This is a genomic window from Roseiflexus sp. (genome assembly GCF_057785375.1).
Window position 1 is genome coordinate 79,976 of record NZ_JBYNRX010000035.1, and the last position, 23,532, is coordinate 103,507.

Below are 23,532 nucleotides of genomic sequence, written 5' to 3' on the forward strand. Positions count from 1 at the left end.
CGCCGCTTTCATCAAACCTCGAAAGTGACGTATGCGCTTTACTGTCATCATTCTGCTCACGCTGACCGCATTGGCGATCGGCAGCGCATTCGCCGCCGATCCGACGCCCGGTCCGGCGGCGCTGACTATCACCGATGTGCAGGTGACGGTCAATACCGGCAGTGCTGCCATCCGCTGGACGACCTCGCTCCCCGCCGGCGGCGCGGTCTTCTATGGTCCCGCCGACGGTTCCTGGACGGAAAGCGCCCCCGCTGGCGGCGATGGAACGTCCCATACTGCGCTGCTCACCGACCTCGCACCCGCGACGACCTATCGCTTCTGGGTCGCCGCCTATCGCGCCGACGGGAGCAACGCCTTTTCGTCGCCGCAGACCTTTACCACCGCTGCGGCCACCCCGACGCCTGCGCCGGCACTCGGCGCTCCGGCGTCCCTGATGCCGCCCGCCTCCGGTCCGCTCGTTTCCGACGACTTCAACCGCACTAGCGGGCTCGGTCCCTGGACGTTCGTCAATCCGCGCGGCGACGCGGCGTATGAGTTGACCGGCACGGACATTCGCCTGATTGTGCCCGATGGACCGCCACACGAGCCGTGGACGAGCGGCAACACGGCGGTGCGCCTGCTGCAAGCCGCGCCGGACGCCGGCTTCGATGTGATCGCCAAGTTCAACTCGCGGGTGAGCGGGCACATCGCCATCCAGGGGTTGATGGCGCAGGCCGACGATGCGACGTATGTGCGCTTCGACATCTCGAGCCAGCGGAACAGCGCAGGGGTGGAGCAGGTGCGGCTGTTCGCCGGATTGGTGAGCGGGGCGAACGCCACCACCTTCGGCTTCAGCACGCTGCCCGCGCCGGGACACCCGGTGTGGCTGCGGATGACGCGCAGCGGGACGGCCTGGCAGTTTCGCTATTCGTTCGACGGCGCCGCCTGGACGACGTTCGCAAATGCGACGGTAACGCTAAGCCTGACGAGCGTGGGGGTGTTTGCAGGGAACGCCGAGGCGAGCGGACGGTATGCGCAGCCGTTTACGGCGGCAGTGGATTACTTTCACGTGGCGAGCGCGCCGCTGCCGGACGACCCGCAGGCGTTTCCCGATCAGCACGCGCCGCTGCTGGCGTGCCCGCCGCATACGCTGAGCGGGACGACGCTGGCAGTGACGGGGTACAGCGACGAAGCGACGACGGCGGAGTTGCGCTACGGGTCGCGCACGGCGGCAGGGGGGACGCTGACGAGCGGGCTGGGGCGGACGCACGCCTTCACGGTGAGCGGGCTGGCGGCGGCGACGAGTTACTGGTACCGGTTGACGGTGACGGATGAGAGCGGACGGCAGAGCAGGTGCAGCGGAGTGGTGCGGACGCTGCCGACGGCGGCGGGGAGCAATCCGGTGATCGACGTGTGGGGCGGGGCGGCGCAGCAGTTCGGGCAGCGCGGCAACCCGCAGCGGTGGGTGAATGTGCTGGGGCGGGTGTATGACGCCGACGGGTTCGAGACGACCATCGCCAATTTCGGCACGGCGGCGTGGCCGCTGCGCTACCGCTTGAACGGCGGGGCGGAGCGGTCGCTGATGCTGGGACCGGGGAGTTACACGAATCCTTCGTTGAACTGGCGACGGGTGTACGTGACGGGGGAGTTCAACATCGAGCTGGACCGGGCGGAGTTGAATGCCGGAGAGAACACGTTGGAAATCACGGCGGCGGACCGGCTGGGGAACACGAGCGTGCAGACGGTGACGGTGCGGTACACTCCCGGCGCGACGTGGCCGTTGCCGGATGCGATTGACTGGGGGACGGTGGAGCGCGTGGGAGATGTGGCGCAGGCGGTGGACGGGTTGTGGGTGCTGGAGGAGGGGAGTGTGCGCCCGGCGGCAACGGGGTACGACCGGCTGTTGGCGCTTGGAAACGAGACGTGGACGGACTACGAGGCGACGGTGGCAGTGACGATCCACGAGATCGACATGTATCGCGGGCAGCGGCCGAACAGCGGGGGACCGGGGGTGGGGGTGCTGTTGCGGTGGCAAGGGCACTGGGACGCGCCGGCGGGATGGGAGACGCAGCCACGCTGGGTGTACTACCCGCTCGGAGCGCTGGGATGGTACCGGCTGGAGCGGTATCCGGACGGGAGTTCGGCGCAGCGGGTGATGCACCTGCACCTGGACACGGGAGCGGCGACGGTGTTTGCGCGCGACCTGAGCGGGATGCGGTTGCGGATGGGAGAGACGTATGTGTTCAAGATGCGGGTGGAGACGGAGGCGGGAGGGGCGCAGCGGTACCGGCTGAAGGTATGGCGCGCAAGTGAGGCGGAGCCGGCGCAGTGGACGGTGGAGGGGATGGCGCCGGCAGGGGAGCAACCGCTGGCGCGCGGGTCGCTGCTGCTGGTGGCGCATCACGTCGATGCCAGTTTTGGCAACATCACCGTTCAACCGATTGGCGGCATCGGAGGACCGACCGCAACTCCAACCGCGACGCCTAGCCCCACGGCGAGCGCCACACCCACTGCCACGATGACGTCCACCCCCACGGCAAGCGTCACAGCGACGCCAACCGTGATGCCGGGCGCTGGCGCGCCTCGACCGGCTATGTGGTTGCCGTTGGTGACCACTCCGTAGTCTGTAGAAAACACGCAGAGCTGTTCTGGTGCAGCATCTATCAACCGTTGCAGCGCCTAGCGTTCAGTGTTCTGGCAAAAGGAGAGTCTCTATGACTGCCCGAATAGTGCGGCAAGACAGATATGGTACAACTCTGGATTACCTGATGGGTGTTCCAGACTTTGCGGCAGTGTTCGAGAAAGTAACCATGCCCCCCTGGACGTATGCAACCGGTTATGATCTGTGGGACGAGATCGCGCTGCTGAAGGGGGTGTTGCAGGCTGCGACAAAATATGAGGGATTGCTATTGTTTACCGGTCGGGGACGGCTCAAGCCAGAAGTGCTGGCGGTGTTTCTCTTGAGTTTCCTGCCGCGTCGTTGGCGACCGACCATCGTTTTTTGCGGCGAGGCGTGGGAACCCAACACCGGATGGCGCGCTGCGCTCGATCGCATTATTGTGCGTTTTACTGACCGTGCGGTCAGCCGTTATGCATTGCTCTCCAACGATGAGCGCCGCCTCTTCTCGCTCGTCTGGGGCGTCGACGAAGCAAAGGTGCGCTTCGTTCCCTACATGTGTTCGCTGACCGAAGAGGATATGCAGGGGTGCGTCGAGGCGGGAACGTACATTTTCGCTGGCGGCAATTCGTTCCGCGACTATGCGCCGCTGGTGGAGGCTGCACGGATGATGCCGGAGCATTCATTCGTGTTCGCCACACGCAAACTGAATAACCACCCGAATCTTCCGCCAAACGTGCGTGCAGGGCAGGTCCCAACCGATGAATATGTTCGATTGTTGCGCGGCGCAGCGCTGGTTGTTGTGCCGCTGCGCATGGGAACATACCGCGCCAGCGGTCAGCAGACCTATCTGAATGCAATGGCGCTCAAAAAGCTCGTGATCGTCAATGATGCGCTGGGCGTGCGCGATTATGTGCGCCACGGAGACAATGGGCTGATTGTGCACGGCACGCCCGAGAGTTACGTCGAAGCGCTGCGCTGGGCGCTCGATCCTGCGCACAAGCCGGACATTGTGCATATGATTGAGCGTGCGCATCAGGATATTCTTCAGCAGTTCAATGTGACGCATCACGCGCGTATGCTGATTGCGATCATGAGCGAGGCGCTTGCCCGTCCCACCGATGATCGGACTGCCTCTTATCACGTGCAGCGAGGTTCGCAATGAACGATTCCATCCCACGACCGTTCCGCGACCGGCAGACGATGGGTGTACATTTGTGCCCAATCTGCGACTCGGGCGAGTTGGATCGGTTTATGGAGGTAGAGCAGGCGCCGATCTATTGCAATGTGCTGTGGGAAACGCGCGAAGCGGCGCTCTCGGTGCCACGCGGCGATATTGTGCTTGGCTATTGCCCGGCGTGCGGTCATGTGTATAACTATGCCTTCGATCCGTCTCTTATGGACTATTCGCAGGAGTATGAAAATTCGCTCCACTTTTCCGGGCGTTTCCAGCAGTATGCAACCGATCTGACGCAACGCCTGATCGAGCGTTACAACCTCCGTGGCAAGGATATTGTCGAGATTGGTTGTGGCAAGGGTGATTTCCTGCGCCAGATCTGTCGCGCCGGTGACAATCGTGGCGTCGGGTTCGACAAAAGTTTTGTGCCCGATCCGGAGCGCGATGCGCTCGATCCGAATGTGCGCTTTGTTGTGGATTTCTTCAGCGAAGCGTATGCCCACGAACCCGCTGATCTGATTGTATGCCGCCATGTGCTCGAACATATCGAACGTCCGCGTGCTTTCATCGAGAGCCTGCGTCGCGTGATCGGCGATCATCGTCAGCCGGTTGTGTACTTTGAGGTGCCCAACGCACTCTGGACGCTGCGCGACCTGGGCATCTGGGACATCATCTACGAGCATTGTTCGTACTTCAGCCCGGCGTCGCTGGTGTATCTGTTCGAGACTGCTGGCTTCGAGACTCTCGATGTGCGTGAGGAGTTCGGCGGGCAGTTCCTGGCAATCGAGGTGCGACCGGCATCAGGCAGTGTATCGCTCTCGGCGCGGGCGCGGCTTGATTTCGACGGCATGCAGCGTGATGTCATGGCGTTTGGCGACAACTACCGCGCGAAAGAGACGCACTGGCGCGCACGGCTTGGTGATCTGGCGCAGCAGTCCAGGCGCGTGGTCGTTTGGGGCGCCGGATCGAAGGGGGTGACCTTTCTCAACGTCTTCCGCGATCAGGGCGCTGTTGAGTATGTGGTTGATATCAATCCGCGCAAACAGGGAAAATATGTCGCCGGCAGCGGGCAACACGTTGTTGTGCCGGCATTTCTGCGTTCATATCAGCCTGAGGTCGTGATCGTCATGAATGCGCTCTACGTCGATGAGATCAGGCAAATGCTCAGCGCGCTCGATGTGACTGCCACCGTCGAAAGTGTGTGAAGACGCGCTCCGGCTATACCAGTGCGTCGTGATGTGTCAGGACCTTCAGCGCCGCATTTGCCGCTTCGCGCTTTGCCGCCGTCTCACTCGACTGGCGGAGACCGCGTTGCGCGAACCAGACCTGGTACTAATGCGCGGTCATTCGTGCAATACTGCCGGGGCGCTGCGGGCGAAAGCCCTTGCTGAGGACGCGGTTTGACGGTGCTCACCGCGTGCGGTTCGACTGCCCTCACTGCAGGTGAAAGCCCCGTTGGGGCTGCTGATGCCGAGGCGCAGTCATGCGTCCACGACTGCCAAAGCGCGGTGTGGACTGTTACGCCGTGCGAACCAGGCGCTCGAACATCTTGTCTGACTGACCGCAAGTTAGTATGGGTAGGCGAAGGCAGTGCCTTCGCCTACCCAACGCACGAACGTGAACGCCCGCGCGGCGAGAACGAAGTCCCGCTGGCGCGGGACTGCACGCGGCGGAGGTGCGCCCATACTCCACTTCTACCCGTGTGGGAGAAGGGGGCAGGGGGATGAGGGAAAAACCAGTGTCGGAACGCAGGTAAGGGCGAAGCAACGCCCCCGGTGCAATCATTCCGACGCTTTAGCGTCGGGCGGCTATTTTACAACAATTTGCCCGTTCCGGTTCACCGGATCAGCAACGACGTAGCCGTTTGTAAAATCGCGGCGCCAGGTTCCGTCATTCTGCCGATAGCGCGGTCCCTTTGGAGCGCCCAGCGAGGCGTCGAGCAGCGCGTAGTGCGGAAAGATTGCGTAGTCGCCACGTTCGGCATAGCGGAAGAAGGCGTGACGACCGTCGGCGATCAGGAAATACGACGCCAGTGTGAACGGCAGGAGCGACGAGTCCTTTGCCTGTACCACCGCCAGGTATCCCTTCTCCTGACGCAGCACCTCTTCAGCCTGCGCCAGTCCGCGCTCCCACTCGTTCGGTTGCACCTGATTTTGCCACCCTGTCGCAAATGCTTCGACCATAACGCCGTCTAGGTAGAGCAAATAATCGTTCCAACCGTGACCTGAGTCGACGATCAGGTTTGCCCACACCGGCCACGTGGGTCGCAGTGCGTCGGATATTTCGGCGAGCAACCCGATCCAGGCGGTGCGATACGCCTCGTCCGAGTCGAACTCGCGCACCACACCGTCGCTAGCGCTCGTTTGTCGGCGCAGTTTCCACAGCGAAAGCGCAACGTTATCCAGGAAGATGCCATCGTACCCCAGTGCAGGTTCCCGGTCGTCGCCTTCAAGCGCCTGACGGAGTCGATCGATCAGAAAAGCGCGCCATCCCGGACTGGCGGGGTTCATATGGTAAAAATATCCGGTGTGGCCGGGCCAGTTCGTGTAGAGACGTTCGCCCCTGCCGTTGTGCAGGAACCAGTCGTCATTGGGATGGATTAGGGCGCAGAACTCGCCGACGCGAAACGCCGCCTGGTTGCGCCACGGGCGATGATCGGGGTTGCAGGGGGCATCGGCGCGCACAGCGTCAACCGGACCGCTGACCTCGGCAGTCAGCATGTACTGGAGGATAATGCCGGGGTATCCGGCAGCGCGTACTGCGTCTCGAAACGGTTCATCGGTGCGCGTGAGGATGATCAGGTCGGCGCGTGCTGCCAGCGCTTCTGCTGTGGTTCCGTCGCGTGGCGGCTTGTAGAAATAGGCTTCCTGGACGCGCACCGGTGCTGCTGGCGCTGAACTGGCAGGCGCAGCGCACGACGCGACGCATACTGCAACCAGGAGTATGCTCAGAAGAATGCGCCATCGTGCATGCTGTCCGATATGGGTTCTCATCACCTCATATGGTATCACATCTCCAGAATGAGCGTCTTCCTCAAACGTGCGCATCGCGGCGCGAAATGCGCGGTGCGCATACTGGCACGCCTCGTTGCTCGTGGTTCTGTTCGCTTTGGGTCCTGGAAAGGAAGTAGGTACGATGTACTATTGAGCACGATCAAAGAAAGGTTTATGCTATCGAGGGATCCCGTATCGTTGTGTTCTCCCATTGATGAGTGACTCGCCCATGAACAACCCACGACCGTTCAGTCGCTGGCGCCGTCTGCTGGCGCGTATCTGCCTGACCATCGTTTGTGTCGTCATAACGGTTCCGCCACTGCCCGGCATGGCATCAGAGCCTGCTGGCGCCTCTGGTGCGCCTCCCGCCGCCTGCAACCCTCCAGTTGCGCCGGTGACGCTGGTCAATCCGACCGTTATCACCAGTTGCACGCAGGCGGCGCTGCAAACGGCGCTTGCAGCCGGCGGGCACATTATGTTCGACTGTGGACCCAATCCGGTCACGATTCCGATCACCTCACCGCTGGTTACCTCGGCGACTCGCAACATTGTGCTCGACGGCAAAGGGTTGATCACGCTCGATGGCGGCGGTGTCACCCGTATTGTCGAAAAGCCGTTCACCCCCGGTTCGCACATCGACAAGACCTCCGGCAACGATCTGGTCATTCAGAATATGCGCTTCATCAACGGGCGCGCGCCAGCCGCCACGAAAACACAAGATGACAAAGCGCGCGGCGGAGCGCTCTGGGTGACGAGTCCCGGAACGCGCCTGCACGTCATCAACTCGGTCTTCGAGAACAACCGCACCACCAGCATCACCGACGAAGACAACCAGGGCGGTGCGATCTATGCCGGGAATATCTACGAAACAATTATTGTCGGATCGGTGTTCATCAATAACGAGGCGGGCAACGGCGGCGCATTCGGCGGGATTGCCACGGGGCTTCAGGTGTACAACTCGCGGTTCACGAACAACCGCGCCTCCGATGCAACCGTTGGCGGCGTTGTGCGCGGGCATGGCGGCGCGATTCATCTCGATGGCGTCAGCAACGATTTCAACCCGATCACCAGCAACACCGTCGATGTCTGCGGCAGCGTCTTCGATGGCAACACCGCAACGCGCGGCGGCGGCGCACTCAAGGTGACGATCTCCGATAACCTGAACACCAAAGCCACCTATGCCCGCTCGACGTTCAGCAACAATCGCGTGCTCGACGCGCCGCCCGCCGAAGGTCACGGCGGCGCCATCTACCACATCGAAGACGAATGGGCTGGCGGCGTGAACGAGGACAACATCGAGATCCGCGAGTCGACCTTCAACGGCAACTATGCCGCACGGCAGGGCGGCGGCGTCTGGATGCTGGTCAACGGTCGCGGGCGGGTGATCAACTCGACGTTTTTCGACAATCGCGCCGCCACTGCTGGGACGAACATTATCGGACAGGGGGGCGGGCTGATTATCAGCAGGGGAACGATCGACATCAGCCACGCAACATTTGCCAACAACTTCGTCACGTTTCAGGGCGGCGCGATCTTTGCCAGTAACGAAGCGGCAGTGACGCTGACCAGTTCGATCTTCGCTTCCAATCGTCTCGATCCAACCCATACCAATCCGGTCACGACCGAGTTCCAGGGGTATCACACCAACCGCTCGTTGCTCAACGGCGGTGGGAACATTCAATTTCCGCGAACCAAGGCGCCTGATTTCAATAACGACATCAACAACCTGATTACCTCGCCGGTTTCGGCAATCCTCTTCCAGAACCCGCAACTCGCGCCGCTGGCAAACAATGGCGGTCCCACGCCGACGATGGCCATCACTGCGTCAAGCCCGGCGTTCAACCGTGCTGCGGCGGCGACGTGCCCGGCAATCGACCAACGCGGCATCAGTCGGCCACAGGGCGGCGGCTGCGATGCTGGCGCGTATGAACTGGTGCTGGCGCTGGCGCTCATGCCGCCGTTCGTTGGCGTCGGCGAAGCGGGAACACTCCTGATCGTCTCCGGCGCCGGGTTCGATGCGAGCAGCAAGATTGTCATCGGCGGGGTCGAACGCTCGACGACGTTTGTGAGCGCCACTGAACTGCGCACGACATTGACCGCAGCTGATGTGGCGAGCGCCGGCGATCTGGAGGTGCGGGTCAGCAACTCGGCGCTTCCGCCGGTCACGCTGCGCGTTCTGGCGCAGGTGCACCGCGTCTATCTGCCGGCGATTCGTCGCTGAGCGCGATGGGAGGCGTGAGGAGCGAGGCGCAGATGAGATGCAACATGCGTTTTCAGCGTCCCTCTGGCCATTTTCCCCTCATCCCCCCTGCCCCCTTCTGCCACAAGGGGAGGCGGCGTGAGGGGCGAGGTTCAGATGAGATGCAACATGCGTTTTCAGCGTCCCTCTGGCCATTTTCCCCTCATCCCCCCTGCCCCCTGCTCTCACAAGGGGAGAAGGGGATGTCTCACAAGTGCAGATTTTTGGGCAAGCATCCGCCTCGTATCAGTCGTCTCGTAGAGCGATCAACTGGATGTTGTCCAATACGTGCTCGTGTTGACCGTCTTGCGGCGAACGTCGGCTGAGCCTGTCGAAGCCGGCTGAGCCTGTCGAAGCCAACGTTCGCCGCTCCACGTCCTTGATGGTCCAGTTGTGGTTGTGTTCTATGAGACCCGCCACGCTCCTTACCGCGTCTCTCTGCCGACGAATCGCAGGGCAACGAGCATTCGAGACCGGCATGTGGTATCATAGTCGGCGGCGGTTGGGGCAGGTCTCAGACCTGCCCTTCTCAAACCGGCCCTGGCGTCGGTCAATTCCTGGCGAACGCACGTGCAACGCGAATGCGGGGGCGCCTCTTACAGGCGTCTGCTGGATCGATACGAGGAGGAGAGATAGATGAGCAGTGAAACATTCAACCCGCCGCCGGTTCCTCCGGCGCAGCCGGCGCCACGCAAGGACCGGACGTGGATTATCGTGATTTCAATCATTCTGGGCATTGTCCTGGCATGCGCCATTCTGCCGTTGGGCGGCATGGCGCTGCTGCTGGCGTTTGATGGCGGGAGCGGCGCAGCAGCAACGGTTCCCGGCAGCAGATGGCAGGAGGAAGTCATCTCGGGGCGTGGAAACGATCGCATCGTGGTCATTACCGTCAGCGGCACAATTGGCGCCGGCGCCGACGATGGATTGTTCAGCACTGGTCTGAGCCACGAGCAGTTGCTATCGCAGATCCGCACCGCTGCCAATGACTCGCGCGTGAAGGCGGTCGTGCTGCGGGTGGACAGCCCCGGCGGCAGCGTTGTCGCGAGCAACGAGTTGTACGTTGAACTCAAGAAACTGCGCGAGAAGGATAAGCCTCTGGTCATTTCGATGGGTTCAGTCGCCGCCAGCGGCGGGTACTACATCTCGATGGCGGGCGAACGGATCTACGCCAACCCGGATACGCTGACCGGCAGTCTCGGAGTGATTGTCTCGCTGCTGAACTACGACGAAGCCTTCGAGCGGCTTGGCTTGCGCGAATATGTGTATAAAAGCGGTGATCTGAAAGACATCGGTTCGCCGTTGCGCCCGCCACAGCCGGAGGAAGAGGCGATCTGGAACGCGCTGGTCGATGAGGCGTACCAGGGATTTGTCGATGTCATCGTTGCAGGGCGCGGGATGGAACGCACTGAGGTGATCCGCCTCGCCGACGGACGAATCTACACCGGACGACAGGCAAAAGCGCTCGGACTGATCGACGAATTGGGAAATCTCGACGATGCGATCAACGGCGCCAAGGAACTGGCAGGTCTGACCGATGCGCTGATCGTGCGGTATCGCTCGTTCAACACGCTGCGTGAGTTGTTGCAGGCAAATCTGGAGCGCAACCTGCAACCTGCTGATCCGCTGGGGTTGCGCGCCATTGTGCAGCCGCACGCGCCACGCCTGGAGTATCGCTTCGTTCCCTGAGTGTGAAGGACGATGTATGGCTCGCGTTCTGGTGACCGGCGGCGCCGGTTTCATTGGCTCGCATCTGGTCGAAGCGTTGCTGCAACGCGGTGATCAGGTGCGCGTCTTCGACAATTTCTCTACCGGTCGGTACGACAATCTTGCTCACGTTCGTCATGATGTAGAGATCATCGAAGGTGATTTACGTGATGAAGATGCCGTTCGTCGCGCTGTTGCCGGCGTTGAGGTCGTCTTTCACCAGGGAGCGCTGGCGTCCGTGCAGCGTTCGGTCGATGACCCTGTCACCACGAATGCAGTGAATGTCACCGGGACATTGCACGTGCTGACGGCGGCGCGTGATGCCGGTGTGCGGCGGGTGGTCTTCGCATCGTCATCGTCGGTCTATGGTGATACGCCGACGCTGCCGAAAGTCGAAACACAGGCGCCGCAACCGCTCTCGCCCTATGCCGTCTCGAAACTGGCAGGCGAACAGTACTGCATGGCGTTCAGTATCGTCTACGGTCTTCCTGCCATTGCACTGCGCTACTTCAATGTGTTTGGTCCCCGGCAGGATCCGCATTCTGAATATGCCGCCGTTATTCCACGCTTTATCGACCGGATGGTGCGCGGTATTCCGCCGATCATCTACGGCGATGGCTTGCAGTCGCGCGATTTTACCTATATCGAGAACGTGGTGGATGCCAATCTGACAGCGGCGGATGCACCCGCCGATTGTTCAGCCGTGTTCAACGTCGGCGCGGGAGCGCGCACCTCGCTGCTCGAACTGGCGGCGCAGATCAACCATTTGCTTGGCAGCAGTCTTGCGCCAGATCACCACCCGCCGCGCTCTGGCGATGTGCGGCATTCACAGGCAAGCATTGATGCGATCCGTGAGACGCTGGGGTACACGCCGCGCGTCTCGCTAACGGAAGGTCTGGCGCGGACACTTGCATGGTTCCGTTACGAGGGAGCACGTTCGTGACTATAGCACTTCAGGTCGCATGGTTCCGTCACAAGGGAGCACGTTCGTGACTATAGCACAGGGCGCCGCTACTTCAGGTCGCATGGTTCCGTCACGAGGGAGCACATCCATGACTGCATTATCATCCAGAGACTGGCTGCTGCGGCGCATTGCCGATCGTTCGGTGCGCGTCGGCATCGTGGGGGCCGGGTATGTCGGGTTGCCGCTGGCTGCGGTCTTTGGCGCCGCCGGCTTGCGCGTGACCGGCGTCGATGCCAGCGCCGAACGGGTTGCTGCCATCAATGCCGGACGCAGTTACATCGACGATGTGCCAACTGACGTTGTGGCCCAATTGCGCGCTGATGGCCTGCTCGATGCCACGACAGATTTCGATGTGCTCGCAGAACTTGATGCGATCAGCATCTGTGTTCCTACACCGCTGCGCAAAACCCGCGATCCCGACATCTCGGCAATTCTGGCGGTGACCGAACAGATTGCGCATCGTCTGCGTCCCGGTCAGTTGATCGTTCTGGAAAGCACTACCTACCCCGGCACTACTCGCGAGGTGATTTTGCCGCGCCTCGACGCAAGCGGCTTGAAGGTCGGCACGGATTACTTCCTGGCATTCTCTCCCGAACGGGTCGATCCCGGTCGCACCGACTGGACGACACACAATACACCAAAGGTGATAGGCGGCGTTACCCCTGCCTGCCTGGACGTGGCGCGGGCGCTGTACGAAACGGCTATCGAACGGGTTGTGCCGGTGAGCAGCCCGGAGGTTGCGGAAATGGTCAAATTGCTCGAAAACACCTTCCGCGCCGTCAATATCGGGCTGGTCAATGAAGTGTTGCTCATGTGCGATAAGCTCGGTCTGGATGTGTGGGAAGTGATCGACGCAGCCGCGACCAAGCCGTTTGGGTTTATGAAGTTTACGCCTGGACCGGGACTGGGTGGGCACTGTATTCCCATTGACCCGCTCTACCTGTCGTGGAAATTAAAGACGCTCAACTACACGGCGCGGTTTATCGATCTGGCGAGCGAGGTCAACACCGATATGCCGCGCTACTGGGTGCAGAAGGTGCAGGACGCGCTGAACGATGCCGGGCGGGCGGTGCGGGGCAGTCGCGTGCTGGTGCTGGGGGTTGCCTACAAACGCGATGTCGATGATGTGCGCGAGTCGCCGGCGCTCGACATTATTCACTTGCTGGACGAGAAGGGCGCGCTGGTGACGTACCATGATCCGCACGTGCCCGAGGTGCAGGTTGAGGGTCTGCGCATGCGCTGTGAGCCGAATCTCGATGAGGCGCTCGGAGTGGCCGATTGCGTCATCATCGTCACCGACCACTCGGCGTATGACTGGCAACGGGTTGCGCGCCATGCACGGCGCGTCGTCGATACGCGTGGTGTGCTGCGCCACCTGGCGAATGGTCAGCAGTAAGGCGCCTGTCGGGTTCCCAGGCGATACTTCAGGTCGTAATTGAGCACAAAGTCGAGTTCTTCGTCGTCGAACCCATAGCAATGCGCCAGCAGTCGGTCGATAGTGTCGATGACTGCATGCGCTCGTGCTGCGTCAATGTTCGTTTCGCTGGTCTGAATGCGCGCGCCGCGGCGCGCGCGCGTCGTGGCGCTCTCGCGGTAGAGCGCAATCAGGCGATCCACGGCGCTCGCAAAGGGTGCCGGATCGGCGTCTTCCAGACGAAACATTGGAAACTCCAGCACCTCGCGCGCAACCACGTCCATACAATTTGAGAAGGCGATCCAGTACCAGTAGAAGACCTGGCTGTTGAGCAGCGCGAGCACGATGGGAGTAACGGTCGGTTCAACCCGCAGCGGCTTATAGTGCGACGATAGTTTCTCCGGCAGCGCCTTGCGCCAGTAACGCCCCCCTGAGTGGTAGTAGATCGTAACGCCGTCTCGTGCGGTATAATCCCGCAGACGACGGCCATGCGTCAGCATGCGCTGGAGCAACCGGATTTCCAGTGCCGAGCCAAGTTTGGGCAGCGCTCCGTTGATAGTTTCCGAAACAGGCAGGCAGGCGTAGCCAAGGGTATCGAACAGATGCCTGCGCTCACGGGAACGAAAGCGTCGATAGCCGCTCACATAGCGTTCTCCGGCGGTCGGCGTCTTGTGCAACAGCGTGATTGTCAGGTTCATATCGACATCCGGGAAGAGTTTGCCCGGTCGCACGGCATAATGACTGTGCCACTGGCGCAACGGCGTGTAAAGATGCTGCAACGGCGCCATGCTGTCGGTGGCGACTGACGCGACCGGTACGATGACGCCGAGCCACCCCTCTGGTCGGAGCAGGTTCAGTGCGCGCTCGATCACCAATGCGTACACATTGCCGGTTGTCGCTGTCTGATACTGACGCAAAAGCGGATTCTCCCTTAATCCGTTTCGCACCACATATGGCGGGTTGCCGGTCACGACATCGAACCCTCCCGCTGCCATAATGCCTGGAAATGTCACCCGCCAGTGCAACGGTCGCTGCCGTTCAGCGCCGTCGTTTTGGCGGATGTCGTCCACGTGATCGAGTGAGCCGGTCAGTGCATCACCGGTGTGAATATTGAACCGCAGATCGCACAGGTGATCCTGATGATCGACACGCGCAGCAAGGCGTAGCCAGAGCCGCATCTGACAGATCTCCACCGCCTCCGGCATCAGATCGACGCCATACAGATTATGCTCGACAATCGCGCGCAAGCGTCGGGCGAGATTGACGGCGCTATTCCCGCCGGATATGCGGCGTTGGGCAATGATGCATGCAAGGTCTGCCAGCCGGTCGAACGCGGCGCAGAGAAACGCCCCCGCACCGCAGGTCGGATCGAGCACTGTCAGTTGCGCCAGTGCCGTATCGAGGTCATCCAGCCGGGAAGGAGGCCAGATCGTACAGAGGTCGCGCATCAGGCGTATCAGGTCGAGATTATGGGTCACCAGGTCCGCCGGAATGACGATGCCGGTACGGAGTGCGGCGAGCGTTTCCGTTACACGGCGGCGGCGGGCAATCACTTCACGCCAGGTTTCCTCTGGCAGCGCAAAGGCAGCGGGCGCGGTAGCGTCCCACGAGCGGCGCAGCGCAACATCTGATAGACCTGCTGCAATCAAAGGCGGCAATTTCCGGTCGATGCCATGGCGCAGCGCCGCAGGAACATAGCGCAGCGGGTCCTGGCGCAAGAGGTCGGTGATCAGATGTGCGGCTTGGGGTGACAGCGTCTCAAGTAGGCGCGGGAAAACCGTGCGACTGACAATATATGTGGTGACGTCATTGCCGGTGTAGTAGATGCCACTCTGTTTTCGCTCGACATAACGTTCGAAAACGAATCCCATCGCTGCTGGCGTCAGGCAGCCGGGTTCGTTGTCGTCGAGACTCCAGGCAGCATCTCGAAGCAGCGTCAGCGCCTCGCGCAGCGCAGCGTTGTCCGGGCGGGGAAGAGAACGCATCGTGATGATGCCGGGTGGCAGGCATTGCAGCATGGCATCGCCAGAACAGTCATCATATTCCAGAGATTGGGAGCAACCGTACTGATCGAACCAGCCATGCACGCGGAGGAACGAGAGAAACATCAGTCGCGCCAGCGTGAGCGCGGCTGCGGAGCGCCGTTCATCGTCGGGCAACGCGCCGAGACCGTGGGCAAGCGCGTCGCATGCGGCAAACAGGCGGGCGGGGATGTCGGATTTCCGTCGATGGTTCGCAGTGTGAGTCATGGCGCACAGATCATAGCACCGATGTCCCAGAACTCAAGTGGCGGGGTGCGGGCGGAGGTGACGGTCATCGCGGGGGGTCCAGGCATGAATTGTCAGACGGCAAGCAAGCGCGTTCCTGCGGCGCTGCGCCTGGGCTGGCGACTGAAGTCGCGCCGGGCGGGCGTTCCGCCGGGCGTCCACCGGCGTGGACGCCGCCGTCCTGTCCGCGCAGGCGGACGGTCGGCCGCAGGTCCATCAGGGGCGATTTCAATCGCTGGCAGCCGGCGCGTCGTTTCATGACAAATCATGCCTGCACCCTCATCGCGGGGAGTACGCCAACTGCGGCGTTCTTATCAGCGCCAGGGGCGTGGGGGCGGCCGGGCAGCGCTCCGAGTGCAGATGACCGTCACCTTCATACACCCTTAATCTTCGCCACGAGCAGGTCGCGGTTCATCCGGGCGATCACATCGAGCGGAATCACTTTCGGGCAGGCTGCGGCGCACTCGCCGATATTCGTGCACCCGCCGAACCCTTCTTTATCCATCTGTTCGACCATGCGCACCACGCGGGTATGGCGTTCGGGTTGACCCTGCGGCAACAGTCCGAGGTGCGCAATCTTGGCGGCAGTAAAGAGCATTGCCGAAGCGTTCGGACAGGCAGCCACACACGTGCCGCAACCGATGCACGCTGCTGCGTCCATCGCAGCATCGGCATTCTGTTTTGGCACCAGAATGGCATTGGCATCCTGCGCCACGCCGGTATTTGCCGAGATAAAGCCGCCTGCCTGAATAATGCGGTCGAACGCCGAGCGATCCACAATCAGGTCTTTCATCACCGGGAAGGCGCGCGCGCGCCACGGTTCGATCGTGATCGTGTCACCGTCCTTGAAATGGCGCATATGCAACTGGCATGCCGTGGTTCCTCGATGACCGCCGTGCGGGTACCCGTTGATCACCATACCGCACGAGCCGCAGATGCCCTCGCGGCAGTCGTGCTCGAATGCAATGGGCTCCTCGCCTTTCATGATAAGTTCCTGGTTGACCACGTCGAGCATTTCCAGGAACGACATGTCAGGGATGATATCCTTTGCCTGGTAGGTCACAAAGCGACCTTCCGACTGCGGGTTCTTCTGTCGCCAGACATGGAGCGTCAGGTTCATAGTGTGTTCTCTCTATTCCAGGGCGCTAGCGCACGGGAAAGATGCTGCGACGGTCGTGGCGCGCAACTCGCCTTCCCCGACGCTACGCCAGACAATTACTTGTAGCTGCGAACGGTTGGCTTGACATACTCAAAGATCAGCGGCTCCTTATGAAGTACCGGCTTTGTTCCCAAACCGGTGAATTCCCACGCGGCCACATACGAGAAGTTCTCGTCATCACGTTCGGCTTCGCCATCTTCCGTCTGATGCTCTTCACGGAAATGCCCGCCGCACGACTCATCGCGATGGAGCGCATCGATGCACATCAGTTCGGCAAGTTCCATGAAGTCGGCGACGCGCCCGGCTTTCTCCAGTTCCTGATTGATGTCGTTGCCTTCGCCAGGCACTTTCACCTCGCGCCAGAAGCGCTCACGGAGTTCCGGGATCAGTTCGAGTGCGCGCTTCAGACCGGCTTCGTTCCGTCCCATACCGCAGTATTCCCACATAATCTTGCCAAGTTCGCGGTGGAACATATCGACCGTGCGCGTCCCCTTTGTGTTGAGCAGGCGCTTAATGCGGTCGGCGGCTTCCGCCTCGGTTTCGCGAAAGGCGAGGTGGGTCGTATCAACCTTCGGCAGTTTGGTCGACGCCAGATAATCGGCGATGGTATACGGCAGAATGAAATAGCCGTCCGCCAGACCCTGCATCAATGCCGACGCGCCCAGGCGGTTGGCGCCGTGGTCCGAGAAGTTCGCCTCGCCGATGACGAACAGGCCGGGGATGGTGCTCATCAGGTTGTAATCGACCCACAGACCGCCCATCGTGTAGTGCACCGCCGGGTAAATGCGCATCGGCGTCTCGTATGGATTTTCGCCGGTGATGTGCTCATACATCTCGAACAGGTTGCCGTAGCGTTCTTCGATCACCTTCTTCCCCAGGCGCTTGATCGCATCGGAGAAGTCAAGGTAAACGCCAAGCCCGCCAGGACCGACGCCGCGCCCTTCGTCGCACACCTGCTTGGCAGCGCGCGATGAAATGTCGCGCGGCGCCAGGTTGCCATAACTGGGGTACTTGCGCTCCAGGTAGTAGTCGCGCTCATCTTCGGGAATCGAACTGGGCGGGCGCTTATCGCCAGGCGTCTTCGGCACCCAGACGCGCCCGTCATTGCGCAGCGACTCCGACATCAGCGTCAGTTTGCTCTGGTGGTCACCGCTGACCGGGATGCAGGTCGGGTGGATCTGGGTAAAGCATGGATTGCCGAAGAAAGCGCCGCGGCGATGCGCGCGCCAGATGGCGGTCGCATTGCACGCCTTGGCGTTGGTCGAGAGATAGAAGACATTCGAGTATCCGCCGGTTGCCAGTACAACCGCGTCGGCCATGTGCGACTCGATCTTGCCGGTGACCATATCGCGCGTAACGATGCCGCGCGCTCGACCATCGACGACGACCAGGTCGAGCATTTCGGTGCGTGAGAACATCTTGACCTGCCCAAGCCCGATCTGGCGGCTGAGCGCCTGGTAGGCGCCGAGCAGCAGTTGCTGCCCGGTTTGCCCGCGGGCGTAGAAGGTGCGCGCCACCTGCGCGCCGCCGAACGAGCGGTTGTCCAGATAGCCGGAGTACTCGCGCGCGAATGGCACCCCCTGTGCGACGCATTGATCGATGATCGCCATACTGACTTCCGCCAGGCGGTGTACATTCGCCTCACGCGCGCGGAAGTCGCCGCCCTTGACCGTATCGTAGAACAGGCGGTAGACGCTGTCGCCGTCGTTGCGATAATTCTTGGCGGCGTTGATGCCGCCCTGCGCGGCGATGCTGTGCGCGCGGCGGGGACTATCGTGGTAGGTGTAGCACTTGACGTTGTACCCGGCTTCTCCCAGAGTTGCCGCTGCCGAGGCGCCCGCCAGGCCCGAACCGACGACGATGATCGTGTAGCGCCGGCGGTTTGTCGGGCTGACCAGTTTCATTTCAAACTTATGGCGCTCCCATTTACGCTCAATAGGCCCCTCCGGGATTCTCGAATTGAGTTTTGGGTCGAGATATTCCGTTGAGGGCCGGGTTGTTGTTGGCCTGGTATCCGTGGTGGTCATAGGTTTGCCTCTCTTCTAGTGTGCTTCACTGCGAAACGGCGCATGCATACGTTGCGCACATCAGCGCACCAGTCCAGTAATAACCGCAACCGGCACGGTCGAAAAACCGAGGAACAACAGAATCCCCGAAAGAACCGCCAGACCGCGCCAGAGACCATCGGTGCGCGGGCCATTCAGCCCCAGGGTCTGGAACATGCTCCAGACGCCGTGGTACAGGTGCGTACCAAGCGCGCCGACAGCGGCGATGTAAAGCAGAACATTGATCGGGTTCGAGAATCCTGCCACAACGTTCTGGTATGCCGTTTCGTGACCGCCAAAGTTGGGAATGCCGAGCCCGAAGGTAAAGTGCGCCAGGTGATAGACGATGAACAGGAAGATCGCCAGACCACTCCAGCGCAGCGTGAGTGAGGCGAAGGTCGCCTGTTTCCGTCGCGTTTCGCGGTACCCTTTCGGGCGGCTCGCCCAATCGAGGCGCGTCAGCTGGATGGCGGCAGTGACATGCAGGATCACCGATGCCAGGAGAACCACGCGCAAGACCCAGAGAATGCCGCGCTCCGGCACCATCGGGTACCCGACGGTGCGCAGAAAGTGGGCATACTCATTGAAACCTTCCGCGCCCTCGAAAATCTTCAGGTTGCCGATCATGTGCAAAATAACGAACCCGTAGCCGATAAAGCCGGTAATCGCCATCACTGCTTTCTTGCCGATCGTTGTGCGGTAAAGCGTCAATGCTGCTGCCATATCGCTTCCTTCTAGAGATTTCGATTAGGTAGTACGGTCAACAAACATAAACTGGATCTCGCTGATGCGAAACCGAAAGGTTCCAGGATAATGTGCAGAAACCGGGTTGTGCCGAAGGCGCCGCAGGAACGGTGGGTGACGACCAAAGAGCCGGAACTTCATAGTCATAGACTCTCTCGCTCTCACTGTATCGAGAGGTTGGTTGTCCAACCCCTGATATAGTGAAGTGTATCACCTGAATCTCTGGGAAGAGTTTTACGAACTGTTTTGCATTATAACGCAAGGAGTAACGAATGTGAAGGAAAGGTTGTTCAATGCAGCGATGTCCAATCGCTGAGACGCGCCGACAGAGCACTGATATCGCCCGCTCCAACCGGTTGATCGAGCCGTGCAAGAGCGTCGCGCAGCGCCGCGACATGCGCTGCTCCCGGAGCGGCAGGCGTTAGCGCAAGCGCAGCGCGCAGCAGCGCGCAGTACGCTGCGATCTGATCCGTTGCGCCGGCAGGGTGCGCCTGTGCGACGGAAATGGCGACTTCTATCTGCTCGCGCGCTGCGGTCCATTCGACAATGTCGGGAATGCGCATCATCAGGTCGAGGATCTGTGCAGTCCGTTCAGCGGCGGCGCGCCGTTCTTCCGCTACCGACGGCGATGGCGGCGAAACGATCTCGGATGACGGCGGAGGCGCTGATAGTTCGGGAAGGCGTGGCGTGAGGCGGGTCGGTTCCTGGTTCTCAGTTCCGGCTTCTACCGGGGGCGCTGATGGTTTGGGAAGGAACGTCATAATGCGAGGGAGCGCCTGTTGCAGCATCTGGTCGATTTCCCGGGCATAGACCAGCCAGGGACCAATCTGCATCTTGAAGGGGTCGGGAATGTCGCGATCACGTCCGGCAAGTTCGCCCAGGGTATGAATGCGCGCTGCCGCCGTCGGAAAGCGCAGGCGCGCCACACGCGCGGTTCCGCTGTCGATTGTCAGCAACAGTGTCGCTTCATCAACCAGGTGATCGCTCAGGCTGCGCGCCCGGTGCGCACTGAGATCGAGCGCCATGTGCTCTGCAACTGCCAGTGCATCCGGGCTGGCGGGATCGTTGTCGTGCCCGAGCACCCCGGCGGACTCAACCTGCGCAGTGATGCTGCGGTGCATCAGGTGTCGGCGAAGCAGTGCGGCGGCGAGCGGCGCACGTCCGGTGTCGGCAGCGCCGACGATCAGGATCAGGATCTCATTTTTCATAGGTATCACGAGGGCATATAGTGTGCACTACAGAAATGAACAGAGCTTCATCTTCCTGGCAACGAATTGGATATGTAGTGAACGTATAATACTGCAAGGAAGAAGCATTGACAGCATCGATGCATGCAAGCCGCTGTCTATACTACCGGGAAGTAGCATCTTATGCACATTTTGATTGCTGAAGACGACGCCATGAACCGCGACATGATCGCGCGACGTATGCGCTGGGAAGGTTTCACGATCTCGCTCGCCGTTGATGGATTGGAGGCGCTTCATCTTGCCCGCACCAACATGCCCGATCTGATCCTGCTCGACATGGGGTTGCCAAAGCAGAACGGCTGGGACGTCGCCCGTCAGCTCAAAAGCGAAGAGGCGACGCGCCACATTCCCATCATTGCGCTGACCGCCTATGCATTGCCCGAAGATCGGATCCGAGGGCTGGCTTCCGGGTGCGATGCCTACGAACTCAAGCCGATTGATTTCGACCGTCTGATGCGACGTATTCATGCCCTGACCGACGGGTCTGCAACGAGGTGAGCATGGGAGCCATCATCGCGCGCGACCGACCTTGTTACCGTGTTGCAGGCAGTAGTCCCTGCTCTTGCATCTGAAAGCCATATTACAGGCGAAAATGTGAGACTTCTGTGGATCGACCACTCACGTTCTACACCGGCGTCCTACTCTTACTCAGTATCGTTGCCATATCCATCGCCGTCTATGCGTGGCGCAGGCGGGTTATGCCTGGCGCGTTGTCGCTTACTTTCCTTAGCATGAGCGTTGCAGTCTGGCTGATTGGTCAACATATGGAACTGACCGTTCAGACCTTCGCCTCAATGATCTGGTGGATTAGATTCGAGTTCATTGGCATAGTCGCTCTTCCAGTCATGTGGCTTTGGTTTGCCGCTGAGTACACCGGCTCGCTGCCCTGGCTCCACCGCCGCCACATATGGCTTCTGGCAATCATACCGGCGATAACGATGTTGATTTTGCTGACGAACGATTATCACTCGCTGTTCTGGACATCGATCACTCCGCGAGTTAAGCAACTTCGTCTCGGCATCGACACTCGATACGGACCCTGGTTCTGGGTGCATGTTGCCTATTCTTATACGTGTGTGTTTATTGGCGCTTATGCCATTGTCCGTTTTGCTCGGCAAACGGTCAGGTTGTTTTTCTTCCAAACAGTGGCCATCCTGATTGCGGTTGCAGTGCCGTGGGCGGTGAATCTGCTGCGTTTGACAGGCGTCATTCCAAAGAGCATCCCTGATCTGACGGCGCTGGCATTTGCTGTATCGCTGGGGATTTTCGCGTGGAGTGCATTCCGGTGGCGTCTGCTCGATATTCGTCCGATTGCGCGCGATATGGTGTTGCAAAGCATGGTCGATGGCGTTATCGCAGTGGATGACCAGGGGCGGATCATCGAGGTAAACCGCGCGGCGCAAGAATTGATCGGGCTGCCCGTGTCGCAGATTCTCGGCAGACACGCGCGCGAGGCGCTGACGCGCTGGAATGACGTTGTCGATCACTATCAGGATGTGACCGAGATAGCGGAAGAACTCGAAGTAGACGTCAACGAGTCGCGGCGCTGGTTCAATGTGCGTATCTCGCCGATCTACGACACGCGGCGCGTCTGTCGTGGGCGGCTGTTCGTCTGGCGTGATGTCACCGAGGAGCGCCGTATCCGTGAGGAGCTGCAACGCAACAATGAGCATCTCCTGGAAGCGCAGCGATCGTTGATCGCAGCACGGGACGCCGCCAAAGCGGGCAGCCGCGCCAGAGGCGCCTTTCTGGCGCATATGAGCCACGAAATCCGCACGCCGCTCACTGCGATCATCGGATATTGCCAGTTGTTGGAGGCGGGTCTCGAACGCCAGAGCCTGGCGCAAACGCGCAGCGATATTGAAGCGATCCACCTTGCCGCCGGTCACCTCCTCTATCTGATGAACAACGTGCTGGAAATGGCGCAGATCGAAACCGGACGGTCCGATCTGCATGTGGTTCCATTCAATGTGGCGGATGTGGTGCATGATGTTGTAATGACGGTGCAGCCGTTGCTCAGACGCAACCGGAATCGCTTGCGGCTCGAGGGTGTCGAGGAGGCAGGGGAACTGTTGGGCGATCCGACCAGGGTGCGCCAGATTCTGTTCAATCTGGTGAGTAATGCTGCCAAGTTTACAACAGACGGCGAAGTGGTGGTGCGGATCGCGCACACAGGTGATGATTCTCGGTCACGCATCCAGTTTCAGGTGTCCGATACGGGACCGGGAATTGCACCGGAACAGATGGTGCATTTGTTTGAGCCATTTGCGATTGCCGAGCAGAATATCGGGCGGGAGCAACGTGGCGTGGGGCTGGGACTGGCGATCAGTCAGCATTACTGCCAGTTGATGGGTGGCGAGTTGACTATTGAGAGCGCGCCAGGACGCGGTACGACGGCGACGTTCTGGCTTCCCATGCAGGCATCGCAGATTGCGCTGGCAGAGGTTAGGGGTTAGGAGAACCAAGAACCGAGAACCAAGAACCGAGAACTGAGAACCGAGAACTGAGAACCGAGAACTGAGAACCGAGAACTGATGCCGATGCGTGGTCATTCGTACAATACTGCCGGGGCGCTGCGGGCGAAAGCCCTCGCTGAGGACGCGGTTCGACCATGCTCACCGCACGCGGTTCGACCATGCTCACCGCAAGTGAAAGCCCCGCTGGGGCTACTGATGACGATGCGCGGTCATACCGCCCCGACTGATGCTGTGCGTTGACCGTTGCGCCTTGAACAATGAACACGCGAACATCTTGTCTGACTGACCGCAAGTTCGTATGAGAACCGACTGCCCACATTCAACACTTCACGTTCAACGGCTCTCTCTTCCCCTGCACCCTTCAACCTTTGAACGTCACCTTTCCCGCCTTCTACCGGGAACCCTCATACCTTCAACTCCTTTGCGGGCGCCGCGACGCAACCGGCGCCTGGTACATGTGTAACGTTCGATACGCAGCATTCAACGACCACCTGTAATCCGTACTG

General features: G+C 60.7%; 16 protein-coding genes. 9 read left to right on the plus strand and 7 right to left on the minus strand.

All coding sequences use genetic code 11. The features are described 5' to 3' along the window. Positions 1-31: 31 nt before the first annotated feature. The 3 genes from AC3EA7_RS06075 (at position 32) to AC3EA7_RS06085 (ending at position 4,978) form a co-directional block, all read left to right on the plus strand. Positions 32-2,602, plus strand: coding sequence for a fibronectin type III domain-containing protein (locus tag AC3EA7_RS06075; protein ID WP_488613141.1), 2,571 nt, complete (start codon positions 32-34; stop codon positions 2,600-2,602). Between the two features lie 91 nt (positions 2,603-2,693). Next, the gene (locus tag AC3EA7_RS06080) at positions 2,694-3,761 is read left to right on the plus strand and encodes a glycosyltransferase (RefSeq protein ID WP_488613142.1); all 1,068 of its coding nucleotides are present in this window, start codon (positions 2,694-2,696) and stop codon (positions 3,759-3,761) included. After that, positions 3,758-4,978 (plus strand): class I SAM-dependent methyltransferase, encoded by a 1,221-nt coding sequence (locus AC3EA7_RS06085; protein WP_488613143.1) that lies wholly within the window; start codon positions 3,758-3,760, stop codon positions 4,976-4,978. The genes AC3EA7_RS06080 and AC3EA7_RS06085 overlap by 4 nt, the downstream gene beginning before the upstream one ends. Before the next feature lie 603 nt (positions 4,979-5,581). On the opposite strand, the gene AC3EA7_RS06090 is transcribed toward AC3EA7_RS06085, so the two are convergent. Beyond that, positions 5,582-6,766: a putative glycoside hydrolase gene (locus AC3EA7_RS06090; RefSeq protein WP_488613144.1), complete on the minus strand. Its 1,185-nt coding sequence runs from the start codon at positions 6,764-6,766 to the stop codon at positions 5,582-5,584. A 229-nt stretch (positions 6,767-6,995) separates the two neighbouring features. Between AC3EA7_RS06090 and AC3EA7_RS06095 the strand changes: the two genes are divergently transcribed. From AC3EA7_RS06095 to AC3EA7_RS06110, 4 genes are all read left to right on the plus strand, one after another. Further along, entirely contained in the window at positions 6,996-8,987 is a 1,992-nt protein-coding gene (locus tag AC3EA7_RS06095; protein WP_488613145.1) for a choice-of-anchor Q domain-containing protein, read from the plus strand. 654 nt (positions 8,988-9,641) lie between these two features. Continuing rightward, complete coding sequence (gene sppA, locus AC3EA7_RS06100; protein WP_488613146.1) at positions 9,642-10,691, plus strand: signal peptide peptidase SppA; 1,050 nt, start codon at positions 9,642-9,644, stop codon at positions 10,689-10,691. 16 nt (positions 10,692-10,707) lie between these two features. Next, the gene (locus AC3EA7_RS06105; protein ID WP_488613147.1) at positions 10,708-11,652 is read left to right on the plus strand and encodes an SDR family oxidoreductase; all 945 of its coding nucleotides are present in this window, start codon (positions 10,708-10,710) and stop codon (positions 11,650-11,652) included. A gap of 109 nt (positions 11,653-11,761) precedes the next feature. Then, positions 11,762-13,069 carry a nucleotide sugar dehydrogenase gene (locus tag AC3EA7_RS06110; RefSeq protein ID WP_488613148.1) on the plus strand — a complete coding sequence of 436 codons (1,308 nt, stop codon included), beginning with the start codon at positions 11,762-11,764 and terminating at the stop codon, positions 13,067-13,069. Here AC3EA7_RS06110 and AC3EA7_RS06115 read toward each other — a convergent pair. From AC3EA7_RS06115 to AC3EA7_RS06140, 6 genes are all read right to left on the minus strand, one after another. Continuing rightward, a complete protein-coding gene (locus tag AC3EA7_RS06115; protein WP_488613149.1) occupies positions 13,060-15,336 on the minus strand; it encodes an HsdM family class I SAM-dependent methyltransferase in 2,277 nt (758 codons plus the stop codon). The two genes, AC3EA7_RS06110 and AC3EA7_RS06115, sit on opposite strands and share 10 nt — an antisense overlap. Positions 15,337-15,428: 92 nt before the next feature. After that, positions 15,429-15,623: a hypothetical protein gene (locus tag AC3EA7_RS06120; RefSeq protein ID WP_488613150.1), complete on the minus strand. Its 195-nt coding sequence runs from the start codon at positions 15,621-15,623 to the stop codon at positions 15,429-15,431. A gap of 104 nt (positions 15,624-15,727) precedes the next feature. Next, positions 15,728-16,474 carry a succinate dehydrogenase/fumarate reductase iron-sulfur subunit gene (locus tag AC3EA7_RS06125; protein ID WP_488613151.1) on the minus strand — a complete coding sequence of 249 codons (747 nt, stop codon included), beginning with the start codon at positions 16,472-16,474 and terminating at the stop codon, positions 15,728-15,730. A 95-nt stretch (positions 16,475-16,569) separates the two neighbouring features. After that, positions 16,570-18,540: a fumarate reductase/succinate dehydrogenase flavoprotein subunit gene (locus tag AC3EA7_RS06130; RefSeq protein WP_488613152.1), complete on the minus strand. Its 1,971-nt coding sequence runs from the start codon at positions 18,538-18,540 to the stop codon at positions 16,570-16,572. A gap of 60 nt (positions 18,541-18,600) precedes the next feature. Continuing rightward, a complete protein-coding gene (locus AC3EA7_RS06135; protein WP_488613153.1) occupies positions 18,601-19,281 on the minus strand; it encodes a succinate dehydrogenase cytochrome b subunit in 681 nt (226 codons plus the stop codon). 311 nt (positions 19,282-19,592) lie between these two features. Next, positions 19,593-20,510: an arsenate reductase/protein-tyrosine-phosphatase family protein gene (locus AC3EA7_RS06140; RefSeq protein ID WP_488613154.1), complete on the minus strand. Its 918-nt coding sequence runs from the start codon at positions 20,508-20,510 to the stop codon at positions 19,593-19,595. A gap of 162 nt (positions 20,511-20,672) precedes the next feature. On the opposite strand from AC3EA7_RS06140, the gene AC3EA7_RS06145 reads away from it, so the two are divergent. Next, positions 20,673-21,047, plus strand: a complete 375-nt coding sequence (locus AC3EA7_RS06145; protein ID WP_488613155.1) for a response regulator — start codon at positions 20,673-20,675, stop codon at positions 21,045-21,047. A 107-nt stretch (positions 21,048-21,154) separates the two neighbouring features. Further along, the gene (locus AC3EA7_RS06150) at positions 21,155-23,005 is read left to right on the plus strand and encodes a sensor histidine kinase (RefSeq protein WP_488613156.1); all 1,851 of its coding nucleotides are present in this window, start codon (positions 21,155-21,157) and stop codon (positions 23,003-23,005) included. The last annotated feature ends 527 nt before the right edge of the window (positions 23,006-23,532 follow it).

What these genes read in the sequence shown, in the direction of transcription:
- AC3EA7_RS06080 (WP_488613142.1), top strand. Translation starts at nt 2,694, where the DNA reads ATGACTGCCCGAATAGTGCGGCAAGACAGATATGGTACAACTCTGGAT.
- AC3EA7_RS06105 (WP_488613147.1), top strand. Translation starts at nt 10,708, where the DNA reads ATGGCTCGCGTTCTGGTGACCGGCGGCGCCGGTTTCATTGGCTCGCAT.
- AC3EA7_RS06140 (WP_488613154.1), bottom strand. Translation starts at nt 20,510, where the DNA reads ATGAAAAATGAGATCCTGATCCTGATCGTCGGCGCTGCCGACACCGGA.
- AC3EA7_RS06090 (WP_488613144.1), bottom strand. Translation starts at nt 6,766, where the DNA reads ATGAGAACCCATATCGGACAGCATGCACGATGGCGCATTCTTCTGAGC.
- AC3EA7_RS06120 (WP_488613150.1), bottom strand. Translation starts at nt 15,623, where the DNA reads ATGATTTGTCATGAAACGACGCGCCGGCTGCCAGCGATTGAAATCGCC.
- AC3EA7_RS06095 (WP_488613145.1), top strand. Translation starts at nt 6,996, where the DNA reads ATGAACAACCCACGACCGTTCAGTCGCTGGCGCCGTCTGCTGGCGCGT.
- sppA (WP_488613146.1), top strand. Translation starts at nt 9,642, where the DNA reads ATGAGCAGTGAAACATTCAACCCGCCGCCGGTTCCTCCGGCGCAGCCG.
- AC3EA7_RS06075 (WP_488613141.1), top strand. Translation starts at nt 32, where the DNA reads ATGCGCTTTACTGTCATCATTCTGCTCACGCTGACCGCATTGGCGATC.
- AC3EA7_RS06085 (WP_488613143.1), top strand. Translation starts at nt 3,758, where the DNA reads ATGAACGATTCCATCCCACGACCGTTCCGCGACCGGCAGACGATGGGT.
- AC3EA7_RS06110 (WP_488613148.1), top strand. Translation starts at nt 11,762, where the DNA reads ATGACTGCATTATCATCCAGAGACTGGCTGCTGCGGCGCATTGCCGAT.
- AC3EA7_RS06130 (WP_488613152.1), bottom strand. Translation starts at nt 18,540, where the DNA reads ATGACCACCACGGATACCAGGCCAACAACAACCCGGCCCTCAACGGAA.
- AC3EA7_RS06135 (WP_488613153.1), bottom strand. Translation starts at nt 19,281, where the DNA reads ATGGCAGCAGCATTGACGCTTTACCGCACAACGATCGGCAAGAAAGCA.
- AC3EA7_RS06125 (WP_488613151.1), bottom strand. Translation starts at nt 16,474, where the DNA reads ATGAACCTGACGCTCCATGTCTGGCGACAGAAGAACCCGCAGTCGGAA.
- AC3EA7_RS06115 (WP_488613149.1), bottom strand. Translation starts at nt 15,336, where the DNA reads ATGACTCACACTGCGAACCATCGACGGAAATCCGACATCCCCGCCCGC.
- AC3EA7_RS06145 (WP_488613155.1), top strand. Translation starts at nt 20,673, where the DNA reads ATGCACATTTTGATTGCTGAAGACGACGCCATGAACCGCGACATGATC.